Source organism: Rossellomorea sp. GQ25, assembly GCF_059758515.1.
Genome location: NZ_JCAXEQ010000007.1, coordinates 43,686 through 60,027, shown reverse-complemented (window position 1 = coordinate 60,027; position 16,342 = coordinate 43,686). Strand labels below are relative to the sequence as shown.

At 41.5% G+C, this 16,342-nt stretch carries 18 protein-coding genes, 1 pseudogene and 1 other annotated feature; of the genes and pseudogenes, 9 read left to right on the top strand and 10 right to left on the bottom strand.

The genetic code is table 11. The features are described 5' to 3' along the window. Nucleotides 1-56: 56 nt before the first annotated feature. Nucleotides 57-782, bottom strand: a complete 726-nt coding sequence (locus AC6CIB_RS19850) for a MurR/RpiR family transcriptional regulator (protein WP_498283628.1) — start codon at nucleotides 780-782, stop codon at nucleotides 57-59. A gap of 220 nt (nucleotides 783-1,002) precedes the next feature. Between AC6CIB_RS19850 and AC6CIB_RS19845 the strand changes: the two genes are divergently transcribed. From AC6CIB_RS19845 to AC6CIB_RS19835, 3 genes and pseudogenes are all read left to right on the top strand, one after another. Continuing rightward, a complete protein-coding gene (locus AC6CIB_RS19845) occupies nucleotides 1,003-2,439 on the top strand; it encodes a glycoside hydrolase family 1 protein (RefSeq protein WP_498283626.1) in 1,437 nt (478 codons plus the stop codon). 213 nt (nucleotides 2,440-2,652) lie between these two features. Beyond that, complete coding sequence (locus tag AC6CIB_RS19840) at nucleotides 2,653-3,216, top strand: GNAT family N-acetyltransferase (protein ID WP_498283624.1); 564 nt, start codon at nucleotides 2,653-2,655, stop codon at nucleotides 3,214-3,216. A gap of 88 nt (nucleotides 3,217-3,304) precedes the next feature. Further along, a pseudogene (locus AC6CIB_RS19835) lies at nucleotides 3,305-3,828 on the top strand (ATP-binding protein). Between the two features lie 469 nt (nucleotides 3,829-4,297). Here the strand turns inward: AC6CIB_RS19835 and AC6CIB_RS19830 are convergent. Both AC6CIB_RS19830 and zwf read right to left on the bottom strand, forming a co-directional pair. Next, complete coding sequence (locus tag AC6CIB_RS19830) at nucleotides 4,298-4,918, bottom strand: cyclase family protein (RefSeq protein WP_498283622.1); 621 nt, start codon at nucleotides 4,916-4,918, stop codon at nucleotides 4,298-4,300. A 16-nt stretch (nucleotides 4,919-4,934) separates the two neighbouring features. After that, complete coding sequence (gene zwf / locus AC6CIB_RS19825) at nucleotides 4,935-6,443, bottom strand: glucose-6-phosphate dehydrogenase (RefSeq protein ID WP_498283620.1); 1,509 nt, start codon at nucleotides 6,441-6,443, stop codon at nucleotides 4,935-4,937. Nucleotides 6,444-6,750: 307 nt separating this feature from the next. On the opposite strand from zwf, the gene rnz reads away from it, so the two are divergent. The 3 genes from rnz to AC6CIB_RS19810 are packed head-to-tail and all read left to right on the top strand — an operon-like array spanning nucleotide 6,751 to nucleotide 9,009. Then, complete coding sequence (rnz, locus tag AC6CIB_RS19820) at nucleotides 6,751-7,677, top strand: ribonuclease Z (RefSeq protein ID WP_498283618.1); 927 nt, start codon at nucleotides 6,751-6,753, stop codon at nucleotides 7,675-7,677. 10 nt (nucleotides 7,678-7,687) lie between these two features. Then, nucleotides 7,688-8,227, top strand: a complete 540-nt coding sequence (locus AC6CIB_RS19815) for a histidine phosphatase family protein (RefSeq protein ID WP_498283616.1) — start codon at nucleotides 7,688-7,690, stop codon at nucleotides 8,225-8,227. A 26-nt stretch (nucleotides 8,228-8,253) separates the two neighbouring features. Continuing rightward, on the top strand, nucleotides 8,254-9,009 hold the full coding sequence (locus AC6CIB_RS19810; protein ID WP_498283614.1) for a GNAT family N-acetyltransferase: 756 nt from the start codon (nucleotides 8,254-8,256) through the stop codon (nucleotides 9,007-9,009). Between the two features lie 60 nt (nucleotides 9,010-9,069). Here the strand turns inward: AC6CIB_RS19810 and namA are convergent, their stop codons facing one another. The 3 genes from namA to proC form a co-directional block, all read right to left on the bottom strand. Beyond that, nucleotides 9,070-10,086: an NADPH dehydrogenase NamA gene (namA, locus tag AC6CIB_RS19805; protein ID WP_498283612.1), complete on the bottom strand. Its 1,017-nt coding sequence runs from the start codon at nucleotides 10,084-10,086 to the stop codon at nucleotides 9,070-9,072. A 99-nt stretch (nucleotides 10,087-10,185) separates the two neighbouring features. Beyond that, the gene (locus tag AC6CIB_RS19800; RefSeq protein ID WP_498283610.1) at nucleotides 10,186-11,337 is read right to left on the bottom strand and encodes a glycosyltransferase; all 1,152 of its coding nucleotides are present in this window, start codon (nucleotides 11,335-11,337) and stop codon (nucleotides 10,186-10,188) included. A gap of 73 nt (nucleotides 11,338-11,410) precedes the next feature. Continuing rightward, nucleotides 11,411-12,229: a pyrroline-5-carboxylate reductase gene (gene proC / locus AC6CIB_RS19795; protein ID WP_498283608.1), complete on the bottom strand. Its 819-nt coding sequence runs from the start codon at nucleotides 12,227-12,229 to the stop codon at nucleotides 11,411-11,413. A gap of 50 nt (nucleotides 12,230-12,279) precedes the next feature. Continuing rightward, nucleotides 12,280-12,502, bottom strand: a binding site (T-box leader). 254 nt (nucleotides 12,503-12,756) lie between these two features. Between proC and AC6CIB_RS19790 the strand changes: the two genes are divergently transcribed. Genes AC6CIB_RS19790 through AC6CIB_RS19780 form a run of 3 tightly spaced genes read left to right on the top strand, consistent with a single transcriptional unit; the run spans nucleotide 12,757 to nucleotide 15,101 of the window. Continuing rightward, a complete protein-coding gene (locus AC6CIB_RS19790) occupies nucleotides 12,757-13,716 on the top strand; it encodes an MBL fold metallo-hydrolase (protein WP_498283606.1) in 960 nt (319 codons plus the stop codon). A 16-nt stretch (nucleotides 13,717-13,732) separates the two neighbouring features. After that, entirely contained in the window at nucleotides 13,733-14,527 is a 795-nt protein-coding gene (locus AC6CIB_RS19785) for an SDR family NAD(P)-dependent oxidoreductase (protein ID WP_498283604.1), read from the top strand. Between the two features lie 49 nt (nucleotides 14,528-14,576). Continuing rightward, nucleotides 14,577-15,101, top strand: a complete 525-nt coding sequence (locus AC6CIB_RS19780) for a DUF3221 domain-containing protein (RefSeq protein ID WP_498283602.1) — start codon at nucleotides 14,577-14,579, stop codon at nucleotides 15,099-15,101. Nucleotides 15,102-15,137: 36 nt separating this feature from the next. Here AC6CIB_RS19780 and AC6CIB_RS19775 read toward each other — a convergent pair whose 3' ends face one another. From AC6CIB_RS19775 to AC6CIB_RS19760, 4 genes are all read right to left on the bottom strand, one after another. Beyond that, nucleotides 15,138-15,272 (bottom strand): hypothetical protein, encoded by a 135-nt coding sequence (locus tag AC6CIB_RS19775; RefSeq protein ID WP_498283600.1) that lies wholly within the window; start codon nucleotides 15,270-15,272, stop codon nucleotides 15,138-15,140. Beyond that, complete coding sequence (locus AC6CIB_RS19770; RefSeq protein WP_498283598.1) at nucleotides 15,269-15,763, bottom strand: hypothetical protein; 495 nt, start codon at nucleotides 15,761-15,763, stop codon at nucleotides 15,269-15,271. Before AC6CIB_RS19770 ends, AC6CIB_RS19775 begins: the two co-directional genes overlap by 4 nt. Before the next feature lie 72 nt (nucleotides 15,764-15,835). Further along, nucleotides 15,836-16,066 (bottom strand): hypothetical protein, encoded by a 231-nt coding sequence (locus AC6CIB_RS19765; protein ID WP_498283596.1) that lies wholly within the window; start codon nucleotides 16,064-16,066, stop codon nucleotides 15,836-15,838. A 75-nt stretch (nucleotides 16,067-16,141) separates the two neighbouring features. Then, nucleotides 16,142-16,336 (bottom strand): YqzH family protein, encoded by a 195-nt coding sequence (locus tag AC6CIB_RS19760; protein WP_498283594.1) that lies wholly within the window; start codon nucleotides 16,334-16,336, stop codon nucleotides 16,142-16,144. Between the last annotated feature and the right edge of the window lie 6 nt (nucleotides 16,337-16,342).

Here is a 16,342-nt window from a genome sequence, read left to right as displayed (position 1 = left end):
ATTACTGTAGGAGTGGGGCTTTTATTTTATCCATTGAATTATTCATGCAATTCCCCTTATTGATTAAGTTTATAAATTTCACGGGCCATTGATTCCAAAATATACACCACAGGTACTTGAGTGGTAATATTAGCGTCTCCCATAAATTCTTCAGTCACATAATATGGAATATTGATATCGGATATTTTGGAAATAGTCGAGAGTTTTGTGTTTGTGATACTAATGATTTTACTTCCTTCTTGTTTTAGTTGATTAAGATGAGTGACTGTAAAATGATTTTCTCCGGAGACGGATAATGCAATAGTTACACTATTCTGCATGATTTTGGAATGGATCGGAAAGTGAGGATCTTTAATATACATTGAGAATTTCCCTAAGCTTGAGAAATATCTTGCACCATACTCAGCAAGAATACCTGAGCTACCTATCCCAATGAAAATCACGTTGTTTGCTGATGAAATTACTTCCACAGCCTCTACAATTTTTTCTTCGATATCTCTATTTAAAGTTCTTTCGAAGAATTCAAGTACGGAATGTTGGGAACTTTTTATCACCGATTTCTTGTTTTCTTCTATATCCAATTTCAGCTTCACTTTGAATTCCGAAAAACCATCATAATTTAGTTTTCTGCAAAAACGTAAAATTGTCGCAGTTGAGACGTGGGTTTCATCTGCCAGTTCACGAATTCGCATATAGGCAACCTTCTCACGATTTTGAGAAATGTAATTGTAAATAGATGTTTCGAGTTCATTAAATGAAGCTATAATCTCGTTAGAAAACATACATGTAGATTCCCCTTTGAACATCAGTTAGTTTTACTAAAAGCTACTTCCTTATTGTACCATTGCCAGTCATCCGATACACAGTGTTACATATTTGTAACGAATAACTCGATTTGTTAATCGAAACTAGAGAATCCTATCTTATTTACTGTTTTTAAAAATCTCGTTAATATGAACATACCATTTACATTATTTACGACAAATTATTGGGGGTATTCCTATGAAACAATATCAATTCCCGAAAAAATTTTTATGGGGTGGAGCAACTGCCGCCAACCAAATCGAAGGCGGATTTTACGAGGGGAATAAAGGATTGAATATTGCCGATGTTCTTCCAGGGGGAAAAGAAAGGCTTCACATTTTACAATCTCCGGGTTTTCATTTTGAAATCAATCGAGACAAGTACCGTTATCCCAACCATGAAGCTATTGACTTCTATCATCGTTACAAGGAAGACATTGCATTATTTGCAGAAATGGGTTTCAAAGTATTCCGTATGTCCATTGCCTGGACAAGAATCTTTCCTAATGGTAATGAGATGGAAGCAAATGAGGAAGGTCTGGCTTTCTATGATCGTGTGTTTGATGAATTGCACAAACATGGAATAGAACCCGTTGTCACCATTTCACATTATGAAATGCCTTTACATCTTGTAAAGGAATACGGCGGCTGGAGAAATCGTGAAGTGGTCACTTTCTTTGAACGATATGTAAAAGTGATTTTCAAGCGTTATAAAGACAAAGTGAAATACTGGATGACGTTCAATGAAATCAATAGTGGTTTCATTATGCCCATTCAGGGGCTAGGTTTCTCCATCCAAAAGGAAGAAGACAAATACCAGCCGACATTCCAGGCATTCCATCATCAATTTGTAGCGAGCAGCATGGCAGTAAAAGCCTGCCACGAAATTATTCCCGAGGCTCAGATTGGATGTATGATCTTGTATGCACCGGTATATTCGTTTGATTCTGACCCTGAAAATGTGATGTATGCCCTTCAGGAAGAACGCATATTTAACTATTACTGTGCAGATGTCCAAGTGAGAGGCGAATACCCTGCTTTCATTAATCGCTATTTCAAAGAACATAACATTGATTTAGATATTCAGGAAGGGGATCTTGAACTACTGAAGGAAGGTACGGTCGATTACATTGGGTTCAGTTACTATATGTCGAGGACGGAGAAGAAAGATAAGACAGACCTGGAAGAATCACATGGAAATCTTATCGGGGGGACTAAGAATCCGTTCTTAAAGGCAAGTGATTGGGGATGGGAGATTGATCCAGAAGGATTGCGTATCAGTCTGAACAAATTATATGATCGCTACCAGGTACCATTATTTGTTGTGGAAAATGGGTTGGGAGCCTATGACAAAATCGAAGAAGACGGCTCGATCAATGATGACTACCGGATTGAATTTCTCCGTAATCATATCAAAGCAATCGGTGAAGCGATCGAAGATGGAGTTGAATTAATGGGATACACAAGCTGGGGCTGCATCGATTTAGTCAGTGCTTCCTCAGGGGAATTTTCCAAGCGGTATGGATTCATTTATGTTGATAAACAAGATGACGGCAGCGGGACATTAGAACGCAAAAAGAAGAAGTCCTTCTTCTGGTATAAAGACGTGATTGCAACAAATGGAGAAAAGCTATAAACCGCTAATAATGAATAATATTACTATACAGTAAAGCCAGGGAGAGGTTGCTCTTCCTGGCTTTTTTTTGGGTCTATTATGGAATATTGGGGATTGTCTATTTTGGGGATTTTTGAAATAATTGGTATTGAATGAAAGGAAACGATTTTTAAAAGCGGGTAGTATGATTCACGTGGACTCTCGGATTTTTCAGGTTATCAAGGAGTGATTTCAGTGCTTAACATTGAATTAAGAAGACCACAAATAGAAGACAAAGATGAGTTGAATCAATTTTTTTCTACAGTCATTAAGCATACCTTTGCCAGAGAAGGTTTAGCGGAGCTGCTTGATGACATCGAAAGTGAAGTAGAGAGCAAGAAACAATACTTAAAAAGTGACTTAGACACTAATGGGACGAATCGATACTTTCTAATCGCTTCAGAAAAGAACGATGCTGACATCATCGGAACCATCGAATACGGTCCTGCCAGTGAACTGATTCGCAGCTGCACAGATGGAGCATTGAAAGAGGTGTATGAGATTGGAACGGTGTTTGTGCATCCCGATTATCAAGGACGTGGTGTAGGGACATTTCTATTAAACGTCATGTTCCTTACTTTTCTAAACAAGGGTGTCCAGGAATTCTGTTTGGATAGCGGATACGCCAATGCCCAGAAGATATGGATGAAAAGATTTGGGCAGCCTGATTATTGGCTGAAGGATTTTTGGGGTAACGGGTCTGATCATATGATATGGAAGAGATCGATGAATGATGTTTCCATCAACTTTAGATGGTGAGTTTACTAGAGCCAGAATATTTTAATTTATATCCAAGATAAAAGAGAATCTGGAGATTGAGTTTTAACTACGAATTGGAGGTCCATTCATGCCAAGGCTAGTAATCATGACCGTCGGAAAAACCCATAGCGGAAAAACAACCTTCGCCAGGAGCCTGGAAGAACAATTGCTGAATTTATCAACACCTATTATAAAAGCCTGCTTCCAATGGAAGGGCTAATACGCTCAAGTATGCCGTCAGTCGAACCATTGTCGAATATGCCATGAATGAGACTTCATATCACCTCATTCTTTGTAATTCGAATTTGAGCCACAGTGGACGGTTGAAGCTATTGAAGCAGTTCAATCAGAAGGGATTAACGACCATCCTCGTCCATTTGGATATCCCCACGGGTTCTTCAAGCCAGAGTGGCGAACAGTGATAGAAGTACAGCCATCTTCAGGAGTGCTGCTACTTTTGAAGAAGTACTAAACCGTCAACAGACTGATGGTTACTTCACGGACGTAGCTGCACCTGTTGAAGGAGAAGCTGATCATTTATTTGTCATCAGACATTCGGATGAAGGGCAGAATGTCGTTGGGAAGATTATTGACGTAGCACAAAGAATATGAGTACTTTAGTAGAAAAGAGAATTTGAATCCGGTAAAAATTGAGTTTTAGTAGTCCACTGAGGCTTTCGACAAAAGGATCATAAAATCGAAAAAGTGGTTCGTAAATCAGAATTCTGGTTCATAAAGAGCTGAAACCGGAACATAAGTATCTAAAATTGGATCATAGAATGGGAAAGATCACGTTTTTTTAAGAGCGGACCTTCAAATCGTCCGACTTACTGAGTCAATCTCACTCCCTTTAATCTGAAAATTAGTCAAATGTGCCTTTTTTACGGCAAAAACACGAAAATCCTCATCATTTGATCGAAAAAGAAGTCATCACTCCCAACATTAAACGAATAAATCTCCTCCCGGGTTGCGCCAAAATAGTCAAGGAGTGGGAAAGTAAGATTTTCAACAGTATCCTAGAAATCAAAGAGGCTAATCAAAAAAACGACTCCCTAGTATACTAGAGAGTCGTTTTAAGATATCACCCAATCAATTCATCAAACAACAACACACGTGCAGGTGATGCATCGGTGTTTTCAATCTTAAGTGGAGCTGCCACCATGAAGTATTGGCCGGCTTCAATGTCTTTCAGTTGAAGTCCCTCCATGATGATGACTCCGCTTCCCATTAAACTGCGGTGAGTAGGGTGTCCTTCCTGGGCTCTTTCGATACCAAGTGCATCGATTCCAACCCCTGAGATTTTTTTATCTGCAAGGTACGTTGCTGCATCTTCTGCTACATAGATGAATTCAAAATTAAATTCGCTATCCCATGAATTTTTTGTTTTAAAGAGGATGAAATCATTCTCTTCTATTTCTAATCCTTCGATATCTTTAAGACTGATTTTCTCATCGGCCTTTGTTACATCAAAAACCTTTACAGGACGAACGAGCTGCTCGATATCGATCGTTTCGATTGTTTCCCCGTCGTTAATCATGTGAAGGGGAGCATCTACGTGAGTTCCTGTATGAACGTCCATTGAGATTCTGGACTCCGTTACATGACCATTCGTATTTGTATCGATCGTAGGTTGTTTTTCCGGTTTGTTCTTATAAACCGGCATTCCGTTAAAGATTGGAGCTGTTACATCATAAATTTTCATTGTTTCCACACCTTCCTTAGCATTGGTCTACGTCTAGATTCGCAATTGGCCACCAGTAGAAGCCATCTTTAGCCAGCAGGTTGTCGGCTGCTTTCGGACCCATTGATCCTGCTTCGTAGTTCGGGAATTCTCCGTCACGTGTATGTTCCCATACTTCAGAAATCTTATCGACGAATGCCCAGGATAACTTCACTTCATCCCAATGAGTGAAGTTGGTTGCATCCCCGCGCAGGCAATCGAATAAAAGCTTTTCGTATGCTTCCGGCGTGTTCATCCCGTCTATACTGGTGTTGGCAAAGTTTAGTTTTACCGGAGTCGTTTCAATGTTTTGTCCGGATTTTTTCACGTTTAAGTGCAGAGTAATTCCTTCTTCAGGCTGAATGTGAATCACCAATAAATTCGGTGCCAGTGGATTGTCCGGATTGTAATACAGGTTCATTGGAATATCTTTGAATTGGATGACGATTTTCGTTGACTTTGTTTCCATTCTCTTTCCTGTGCGGATGTAGAACGGAACGCCAGCCCAACGGAAGTTATCGATCATCAGTTTCCCTGCAACATAAGTCTCGGTATTGGATTGATCATCAACGTTCTCTGCTTCGCGATAACCTGGTAGATCCTGATTACCGGATGTTCCAGGGCCATATTGACCTCGCACGAAATAATCTTTCACTTCTTCATGTTCAAACGGACGCAGGGATCGTAATACACGGACTTTTTCACTGCGGATTTCGTCTGTCGTCAATTTGATTGGAGGCTCCATGGCAAGTAACGCAACCATTTGAAGCAGGTGGTTTTGAACCATATCGCGGAGAGCTCCACTTTTTTCGTAATAGCGTCCACGATCTTCGACACCCAGCTCTTCAGAGGAAGTGACCTGGATATTGGAGATGTAACGGTTGTTCCATAGCGGTTCAAACATCGCATTGGCGAAGCGGATGACTTCGATGTTTTGAACCATTTCTTTCCCGAGATAGTGGTCGATACGGTAAATTTGATCTTCAGAGAACGATTCACGGATCTGGCTATTCAGTTTTTCGGCTGAAGGCAGGTCGTGACCGAATGGTTTTTCGATGACTAGTCTTTGGAAACCGTTTGTATCGGTTACACCTTGATTCTTCAGTTGCTCTGTAATCGTTCCGAAGAATTCAGGAGCCATCGCCAGGTAGAAAATGCGATTTCCTTCTAATTCATATGTTTCATCCAGTTCATCAGAAAGGTTCTTCAACGCTTTATACGAGTCACTGTTTGAAACATCATTCGGCTGATAGTAGAAATGAGAGACGAACTCATCTATGTTTTCGTTGCTGCCTAATGCTTTATGTACCGATGTTTTGACGTGTTCCTGGAACTCTTCATTCGACCATTCACGGCGTGCTACCCCTACAACGGCAAAACGCTTCGAAATTTTCCCTTTACGGAACAAATGATAAAGAGATGGATAAAGCTTTCTTTTTGCTAAATCACCAGTGGCTCCAAAAATAGTAATGAGAGATGATGGTGTAGTTGAATTATTCAATGTCATGACCTCACTTTATCTTGTTGCTAGCTTGTTTAATGTATGTCTTCTTATTTAATATCCTATACAATTACTTAATTTTAAAGACTTATGGTTCAATTAGCAAATTATATGCCGATGACTTTTTTTATTAAAAACATGAAAACGTTTTATGCAGAAACTCTACGTCATTATATTGGCTTTAATTCACATTCTTATTACTCATTTGTGTTTCAGGGGGAGATAAAGCGGTATGAACGATGGGAGTGAAAGGTAAATATTCGTTGAATGTGCTAAAATAAAGGCAGCATAGCTCATTATAGGAGTGAATAAGTTGGAACTATTATTTTTAGGAACTGGGGCAGGAGTACCCGCTAAACTCCGGAATGTAACCAGTACTGCTTTGAAATTATTAGAAGAACGTGGTGCGGTTTGGCTTTTTGATTGTGGGGAAGCAACGCAGCATCAAATTTTACATACTAGCTTGAAACCGAGAAGAATAGAGAAGATTTTCATCACCCACTTACACGGGGATCATATTTATGGGTTGCCAGGATTATTAGGCAGCCGCTCCTTTCAAGGTGGACAGTCCCAGCTTACGGTATATGGACCTAAGGGAATCAAAGAGTATATCCACGTGTCTCTATCAGTCAGCCGGACGCATCTTCAATATCCCCTTGAAGTGATTGAGATCGAGGAAGGGGCCATCTTTGAAGATGAAGGATTTATTGTAGAGGCGAGGGAGCTGGATCATGCCTTGCCTACCTTCGGATACCGTGTGGTTGAAAAAGATAAACCGGGTGTCCTTCAAGTTGATCGATTACAGGAAAGAGGTATTCAACCTGGACCGGTCTACAAGAAATTAAAATTAGGTGAAACGGTTCAGCTGGAAGACGGCACTGAACTTAATGGAGAGGATTTTCTTGGACCTTCTATTCCTGGTCGGATTGTCACGATCCTAGGAGACACGCGAGTTTGCTCTAATGCTGTCGATTTAGGAAGGTTAGCAGATGTACTCATTCATGAAGCGACCTTCAATCGGGACCAGGAGGAAATGGCCCGTGAGTATTTCCATTCGACGACAAAGCAAGCAGGAGAGATAGCTTTAGAAGCAGGGGTTAAATTGCTGTTTTTAACCCATATTTCCTCTCGATATGCAAAAGAGTCATGGGAAGAGTTGGAGAGGGAAGCAAGGGACGTTTTTCCAGAATCCTATATCGCCAAAGACTTCATGGAGTATGTAATACCTATAAAGAAGTGAGGGGAAGCAAATGAAGACGATTTATTTGGTGCGCCATGCGAAAGCTGAAGGGCAGGCGTTCCATGCGCCATTAACAGAGGTAGGGAAGCAGCAAGCGGTCGAATTGGCTACATTTCTGGAAAACCGAACGATTGAGTCGATCTATTCCAGTCCTTTTGTAAGGACCATAGATACCATAGCACCCTTTGCCAAACAGTCCGGATTAACGATTCAAGAAGACGATCGCTTGGGAGAAAGAGTGTTAAGTGATCGGGAACTTCCTGATTGGATGGAAAAGTTAAAGAAGAGCTTTGATGACTTTTCACTTGTTTTACCTGGTGGAGAATCGAATGACCAGGCAATGGGGAGAGCAAGGTCTTTTATAGAAGACGTATTAAAAAAAGAAGAAGATTATGTGGTGTGTGTGACTCATGGAAACTTAACGACGCTGCTTTTGAGATTGTTTGATGAGAAATATGGATATGATGAGCTGTTCGCCCTTTCCAATCCTGATGTATATGAAGTAAAAGTCGAAGATGACGATGCATCTGTTCAGCGGATCTGGGAGTAAGTTCATAGAGGAAAAGGGGAATATTAATGAAGGAAATCACATTTGACCATATTTATAGTCCAGGACATGAAATAGGAGAGAATGATCTTTATAAACATATTCATTTTCCAGAAATGTTAACAAGGTATGATAGTAACTTTCTTGAATTCAAAAAACATCCAACCCTGGCTGAATTTAAAGAGGCTGCTAACTTTTTAAGGGAATTTCATCAATCAAAAGGGCAAAAGCATGTGAAATTTTATTTTCCGCAGGATACAAAACTAACAGAGGAATTTATGGACTATTTTAAACGTGAAGGGTATGAATCAGGATTTAATGAACTATACAGTATAGAACCTCGTCAATTTCCTTCTATAGAAGACAATTCTAATATTGAAGTGAAAGTGGTGACCGACAGGGAATGGGATGCGTACCTGGCATTTCAGTATAGGCAGGATCTGGAGTACGGTGAAGCCTTTGCAAATCAAAAGGTCGACATGCATAAGAGGAATTTTCAAAATCCCCGTTTGATGCAGCTCCTCGCTTTCTATAAGGGGACCCCGGCCGGATCCATGGATGTGATCATTGAAGACGGGACAGCAGAAATCGATGGACTGATGGTTCATGAATCGTTTCAAAAGAAGGGGATCGGCAGCAGGCTGCAACAGTTCGTCATGAGACAATTCCCTGAAAAAACCGTGATTCTGGTAGCGGATGGAGAGGATACACCGAGATTGATGTATCAAAAACAAAACTATCGTTGTTTAGGGTTTAGGTATGAAGTCCAAAAAGTGTATGAATAAAAAAAGAGAGTTCATGCCCGTTGGCATGCAACTCACTTATTAAGTCTGACAAAACATTTCTTACCATGCGCGATCATACTGCTTTGGCGCTTCGATCTCTACACCCAACTCTTTGGCTGCCGTTCTTGGCCAGTATGGGTCACGAAGTAATTCACGAGCGAGTAAGACGAGGTCAGCACGCTCGTTTTGCAGGATTTCTTCTGCTTGTATGCCTGTCGTAATCAGCCCGACTGCACCTGTATCCATCTTCGCTTCTTTTTTAATGGTTTCAGCAAGCTTCACCTGATAACCAGGGAACACCGGGATTCGCGCGGGTACGACGGCACCGGAGCTTACGTCGATCAAATCGACTCCTTGTTCCTTCATCCATCGGGCGAACACCACATAGTCTTCAACGTCCAATCCTTCTTCGTTATAATCTTTGGCAGAAACACGAACAAGGAGAGGTCCGTCCCATACTTGTTGAATTCCATCAATGACTTCACGAAGGAAGCGGTAGCGGTTCTCAGCAGATCCGCCGTATTCGTCCGTACGTTTATTGGAAAGCGGGGACAGGAATTCGTTGATGAGATATCCATGTGCCCCATGAATTTCAATCACATCAAAGCCCGCTTTCTTCGCTCTTTCGGCTCCTTTGATAAAGGCAGTGATGGTCTCTTTAATGTCATTCGCCGTCATTTCAACAGGCTTTTTCATCACATCGTTGAACGGGATCGCAGATGGAGCAAGAATATCTCCTTCGAGAACGGCCTTTCTTCCTGCATGAGCAAGCTGAATACCTGTCTTCGCACCGTGTTCTTTGATTAATCCCACTAACTCTCGTAATCCTTCAATATGCTCGTCATCCCAAATCCCTAAATCTTGCGGGGAGATTCTTCCTTGGGGCGTGACAGCTGTAGCTTCCTGAATGATGAGCCCAACGCCACCCACTGCACGGCTTGTATAGTGAGTACGATGCCAGTTCTCGACTTTTCCATCTTCGTTATGAGAAGAATACATGCACATAGGTGCCATTACAATTCGATTCTTCAGTTCTACATCTTTAAGCGTATATGGTTGAAATAGCTTTGTGTTCATTTCTGATCACCTTCCATGTCGTGGTATTTATTTCGGGTTACTAAATAGTACTACACATGAATTATAACAACACCTTTTTTGTTAGAAAAGAAATGTGCTTTACTTTCTTTTCTGCTTCAGTTCCTTATACGAATAAACCGTTCCACGCCATTCGATTCCGCCTCGTTTAAAGGTTAAAAACGTAGCTCGTCCAATGGAATAGATAAATATTAGGGCTGTTACAGGTAATGCAAGAAAAAGAAGAGGAGACTCATTCGTCATCTGCTTTATGACTTTTAAATAAGTGAGGCTAATGAATAAAATGATCAACAGACTCACGAGTCGAATGGGTGGTGACGCTGAAAGAATCGTGATGAAAGGGAGTACCGTAGAGAAGAAGATTCCAAACATGGCAAACACAACGAGCAGCATGGAGTAATGCAGGCCGGCAAATGTATTTTTTTCCAATCCGTTGAAGGCTTCTTTCAAGGATCGATACCATTCCACTTCCAGAGATTTAAGAGCCGTGAGGAAGAATTGTTTTTTATGGTGCTTCTTTAACTGGACCCCCAGCTGCAGATCATCATCGGGCATATGCTTAATTGCTTCGTGAGTACCGATTTCCTCGTAAGCAGGTCTGGTGATGAGGTTGAAGGCTCCGATGCCCATACCTATCTTAGAGGAGGGGTCGTTCGCTTTCCAGGGTCTTTTATAAAAAGAGAAACCGAATAAGAAAAAAGCCACAAAGCTTTTTAGCCAAAAGGATCCCGATCGAATATAAGGAGCCAGTGTAACGTGGTCCAGTTTCTGTGATTGAAGAAAGGAAACCGCTCTGGATAAGATGGTGGGATCTTTAAAGATGACGTCTGCATCGGTGAAAAGGATCAGGTCTCCTTTTGCCATTTGATACCCTTTATATAATGCCTGATTTTTTCCCAGCCATCCCTGTTCCAGTGAGTCGATATGAAGGACGCTGATTCGCTTATCCAGTTCGGCCAAAGCTTCAATTTTTTCAGGAGTTCCATCTGTTGAACGATCATTGACTACGATCCATTCAATCTGATGATAGTCCTGTTTCAGCTGCGACAGGATGCTGTCTGCTATCGTTTCTTCTTCGTTTCTCGCCGGTACGATGACAGACAGGAGCGGCCCTTGATCTGTATAGGAGAAGTCTTGAATGGAAGAGAGCTTTGATAATCCCCTCCACACATCAATGGTAAGAACCAGCCAGACCGCAAGTACAGTGTAAAGTAGAATGAGTAGGGAAATCATTGTGCCGACCTTCTTTTTTGCTTTGATTGTATCAATGGAAATTGAAATTTGCGAATAATGATGGGTTTTCACCTTATTTTTTCAAAGATTGTTTTTTTAATTCCTTCCCAAGAACTTCAGAACGGCTTTTCGCAGATGAGACACATTGGAAAAACGCATCTCTAACCTGGTAATCTTCCAATGTGGTGATTCCCGCCTCTGTCGTTCCACCTGGACTGGTCACGTTTCTCCTTAATTCCCGGGCTTCCAAACCGGATTCTTCTAGCATCGCACTTGCCCCTGCAATCGTTTGGGTAACGAGGCTTTTAGCGAGTTCCTCCTGCAAACCTAAATCTACTGCCGCATTCTTGAGTAATTCAGCTACATAATAAATATAAGCAGGGCCGCTGCCCGATAGAGCCGTTATAAGGTCTAATTGTTCTTCCGCTACTTCCGCTGCTGTTCCGACGGATTGGAACAATGTTGTCGTCCATTCTTTCTGGGAGTCAGAAAGATACCGGTTGAACGATACTGCCGTTGCTGATTTTCCCATGGCCGCACTTGTATTGGGCATGGCTCTTGCAATAGCTCCGTTAAAGGAGAGTTTGTCGCTAATATGTTCCATGGTGATCCCTGCTAAAACAGAAATGACCACCGTATTCTTTGACAGGTGGGTCCTAATCGAATCTGCTGCCTCATGAAAGTCTTTTGGTTTCATGGCCAGAATGACGACGTCGTATGGTGAATCGTGTTCTACATAACGCACACCGAATTCGTGCACGATTTCGTTTAAACGTTCTTGGTTGGCCCGATTGGTAACATGCACTTTTTCATTTTTCAGAACCCCGGCTTTCAGTGCTCCACTCATTAAAGCGTAAGCCATCGACCCTGCTCCAATAAACAATGTCTTCATTCGTTGATTCCTCCTCCATTTTTTCGAAAAAAAAGCAGACCTTCTCATCCATAAAGGACGAAAGGGTCTGCTTCCGTGGTACCACCTTGTTTTGTTCATTCCTCATTGGACGAAATGAACACACTTCACTTCCATGTAACGCTGGAAAAACGTTCTGCTTTAAGACGCTCAAAAGGCAGGTTCACAAATAGAGGGGATGACGGTGCCTTTCAGCCGGTGGGCACCGATCTCTAACATCATCTATTCATTACTATTCTTTATCATCGCTTTTTCTTTTTTCGTTATGTAAGGTGACTTTTCAATAGTAAACGTATATTATAGGTGATTATCATAGAAAGACAGCTTATCTGTCAAGTGTTTATTTCAGTATATTCAATCATTTTAAAAATGACATTTGTTAGGAAAAAATGTACACTATTAAATGAAGGATCATTCATTTTTTTAAAGTCAGAGAAATGAATGTCTGGAAGGGGAGGGCATGTCGTATAGGCTGCCTACCCTTTTATTATGAAGAATGTGGTGAATTTATGACAACTTTAGTAAATGATATTGCAAAAATTACTCTATCAACTCCTTTTGCCGTTGGAGCTGTGAATGTTTATTTGGTGAAAGGGGACGCCTTGACGTTGGTGGACGCAGGGCCGCTTACAGATACAGCCTGGGTACAGTTGACCGAGCAATTATCCCTTTTGGGGTATACACCTCAAGATATTGAACAAATCGTTCTGACCCATCATCATCCGGATCACGCGGGGCTGCTTGATCGGTTTTCTTCCTCGGTCAAAATTTGTGGGCATCCATATAATAAGTTTTGGTTGGATCGCAACGACCATTTTCATGAAGTGTATGATCGCTTCTTCCTTCAATTGGCGATAGAATCTGGTTTACCTCAAGAGTATCTTCGAGCAATCCATAAATTTAAGAGTCCTTTGAAATTTATGGGAAATCGAAAACTGGATATTGAAATAAAGGAAGGGGACGTCATTCCCGGAATGGAAGAATGGAGGATCATCGAAACGTTAGGGCATGCTCAGAGTCACTTATCCTTTTACCGGGAGAGTGATGGTGTTCTGATAGCCGGAGATCATATACTCGCGAATATTTCCCCTAATCCAATCATTGAACCTCCTTTTGAAGGGGAGCCGGAACGTTCAAAGCCATTGCTTCAATACAATGCGTCTTTGAAAAAGTTATTGGATATTCCCATTTCCCTTGCCTACACAGGTCATGGGGACAATATTTCGGATGTTCATGGATTAATTCCCAGAAGATTAGGGAAACAGGATGAAAGAGCACGTGCTGTACTCGAAATGATCAAAGGTAACCGTCGGACCGTATTCGACATCTGTAAGACACTATTTCCTTCCGTCTATCAAAAGGAACTAGGCCTGACACTCTCTGAAACAATCGGACAATTGGATTATCTTGAATCACTTCACTACATAAAGAAAGAATGGCATGAAGGAATCTATTATTATTTTGCCTAGAAAGATGGGACCAGACATGAACAGTAGAATAAAAGGAAAAACCATTGTCATTACCGGTGCCTCTGGAGGAATTGGGGAACAGATGGCCATTAAAGTAGCAGAAAACGGCGGTAATCTCGCCTTGATCGCACGCCGCGTTCATCTGCTTGAAGCATTAAAAGAAAAGCTCATAACCGAATACCATTGTAAGGTGGAAGTGTATCCGTTAAATGTAACGGATTACGACGAAATCCCCCGCACCTTCAACACCATCGTGAAGGACTTTGGAGCAATTCATGCATTAATTAATAACGCAGGCTATGGAATATTCCAGGAAGCACATGAAACATCATTCCATGATGTAAAGGGAATGATGGACGTGAATGTTCTTGGACTTATAGCATGTACGGGAGAAGTCCTTCCTTATATGCGTCAACAACGTTCTGGTCATATCATCAACATTGCCTCTCAGGCAGGTAAGTTCGCTTCGCCAAAGTCGAGTGCGTACTCTGCCTCTAAGCATGCTGTACTGGGATATACGAACAGTTTAAGGATGGAAGCGAAAAGGTACGGTGTGAGGGTGACTGCGGTGAATCCCGGGCCGATTGCCACAGACTTTTTCTCCATTGCCGATGAATCCGGGACGTATGTGAAGAATGTAGAAAAGTTTATGCTTGATCCGAAAGATGTCGCTCAAAAAGTCGTGGAAGCCCTTTTTACCAATAGGAGAGAAATCAATCTGCCGCGATGGATGAATATGGGGAGCGTCATCTATCAATTATTCCCATCTTTTGTCGAAAAAGTAGGAAATAACCTTTTCTTCAAAAAATAGTGAAACCAAATCATGCTCTCATTCGTCTAATCTAATAAGGGGGGAGTCCATGAAGAAGCGTTTGACTGTTCTGATTCTTTGTTTCTGTTTTCTATTTACCGGTTGCGGGCCTTCAACATCTGTAAATACATCACAAGCCAGCGCCAATTTCATAGGATTTGTTACCCAGCTTGAAGGCAATCAAGTGCTTATTAATGATGTTTGGTTTTCTTTCGATGACCAAACCGTCATGAAGACAGACAAAGATAAAAAACTACATAAAGATGATATAGAGATGGGCAAAAAAGTGAATGTGACGTTTGACGGTGAGCTCCAGGAATCCTACCCCCGAAGAGCTTCCGCGAATCAATTCGTTTTTCTTACGGATCAACAAAGTAAAACCGAGGAAAGCGCCGTCAGATTAGTCATGAAAGACCCCCGGTTTTCACTGGTCGTCATCCAATCCATTGAAAAAAATCCCACCGGCTTATATTCATTGCGATTCAAAGATCTTTCCATCGACAGAGATGTCCATGTCATTGTGAATGTCGAGAATGAAAGAGTGATTGTGCCGATACATACCTCTACAAAATGACAAATAAGAAAGCGTTGATTATAAACCAACGCTTTCTTATTTGTTTTCAAGCGCCTTTATTTTCTCTACTTGATCAAGGATTGCTTTCGTAACGAGAGACGGATTTTCCATATGAATATTGTGACCGTGAGAGGTTTGGATGACGGTGGGAGGATCCGTGAGCTGTTTCAAGTTATCCTGATATCATAGACACTCCTCTGATTGATTATTAGACTGAATGATGTCATGGAAAACTTTCGGTGAAGGGGCTCACATTCCGCCACTTGTTCAGCTGTGATTTTACTGTCTCTTAATTCTTTATATACAGCTTCATATGCACTTGACTTAAAGCCTATAAATGAGTGATAGTGTGCTAAATCCGGAGCTATGAATCTACCCCCGACCTTCATTTTCAGCATCCGGGGCAATCCTGTATAGGCTGTATAAAATCCAATCCTCATGAATCTTAAGCTTTTCTGTAATGCTTTGATTCTATCGGGCTCTTCTGTCCTGTACCTCTCTTCATGCACTGCATCCACAAACACAATCCCTCTCACGCACTCCCGATGTTCATGGGCAAATAACCGTACATTGAGCCCCAGTATGAATGCTCTACTAATAAGAGAGAAGATGTGCCATTCAATGCTTCCAATATGGCGCTCATATCTTGAACGGTCCCCCATCCATCATGCAGTCCATCTCTCTTACTGCTCCAGCCCTATCCTCCCCGGTCAAAAGAAATCGTGTGTGCATGTTCACTTAGTTCTATCTTGAACTTTATGCCAATGGAGCGAATTACCTGATAGTCCCGCATCCATCACCACCGTAATCGGGCCTTTTCCTTTTTCAATTACATGAAACGTGCCTCGTGGTGTATGAACCAATTTCCCAACCGGCGGCTGATATTCCCCTTTTCTAAGCAGAGAATTTATGATACTCCCGGGAAATAGCAAAGTTGTTATGCCATATTGTATCCATTTGTCCATGTGCATCTCTCCTTATATACTGATCATCCATATTTCGACCAAAATAGAAAAAACCCTTCTATTTCATAGAAAGGTTTAACCGACTAGAAACTCATATACGACGTCTTCAATGATTTCATGAAGCTCCGATTCGGGTTCTTCCTGGTATCGAAGCTCAATTTCTGCCATAAAGACTTCATAATTCCTTTGATTGAGGGGGACGGTTTCTTTCGTATGTTTATATTGTTGAAACGTCCTGTCAATCATCTTCATGATCCATTGTCTATCCATATTTCC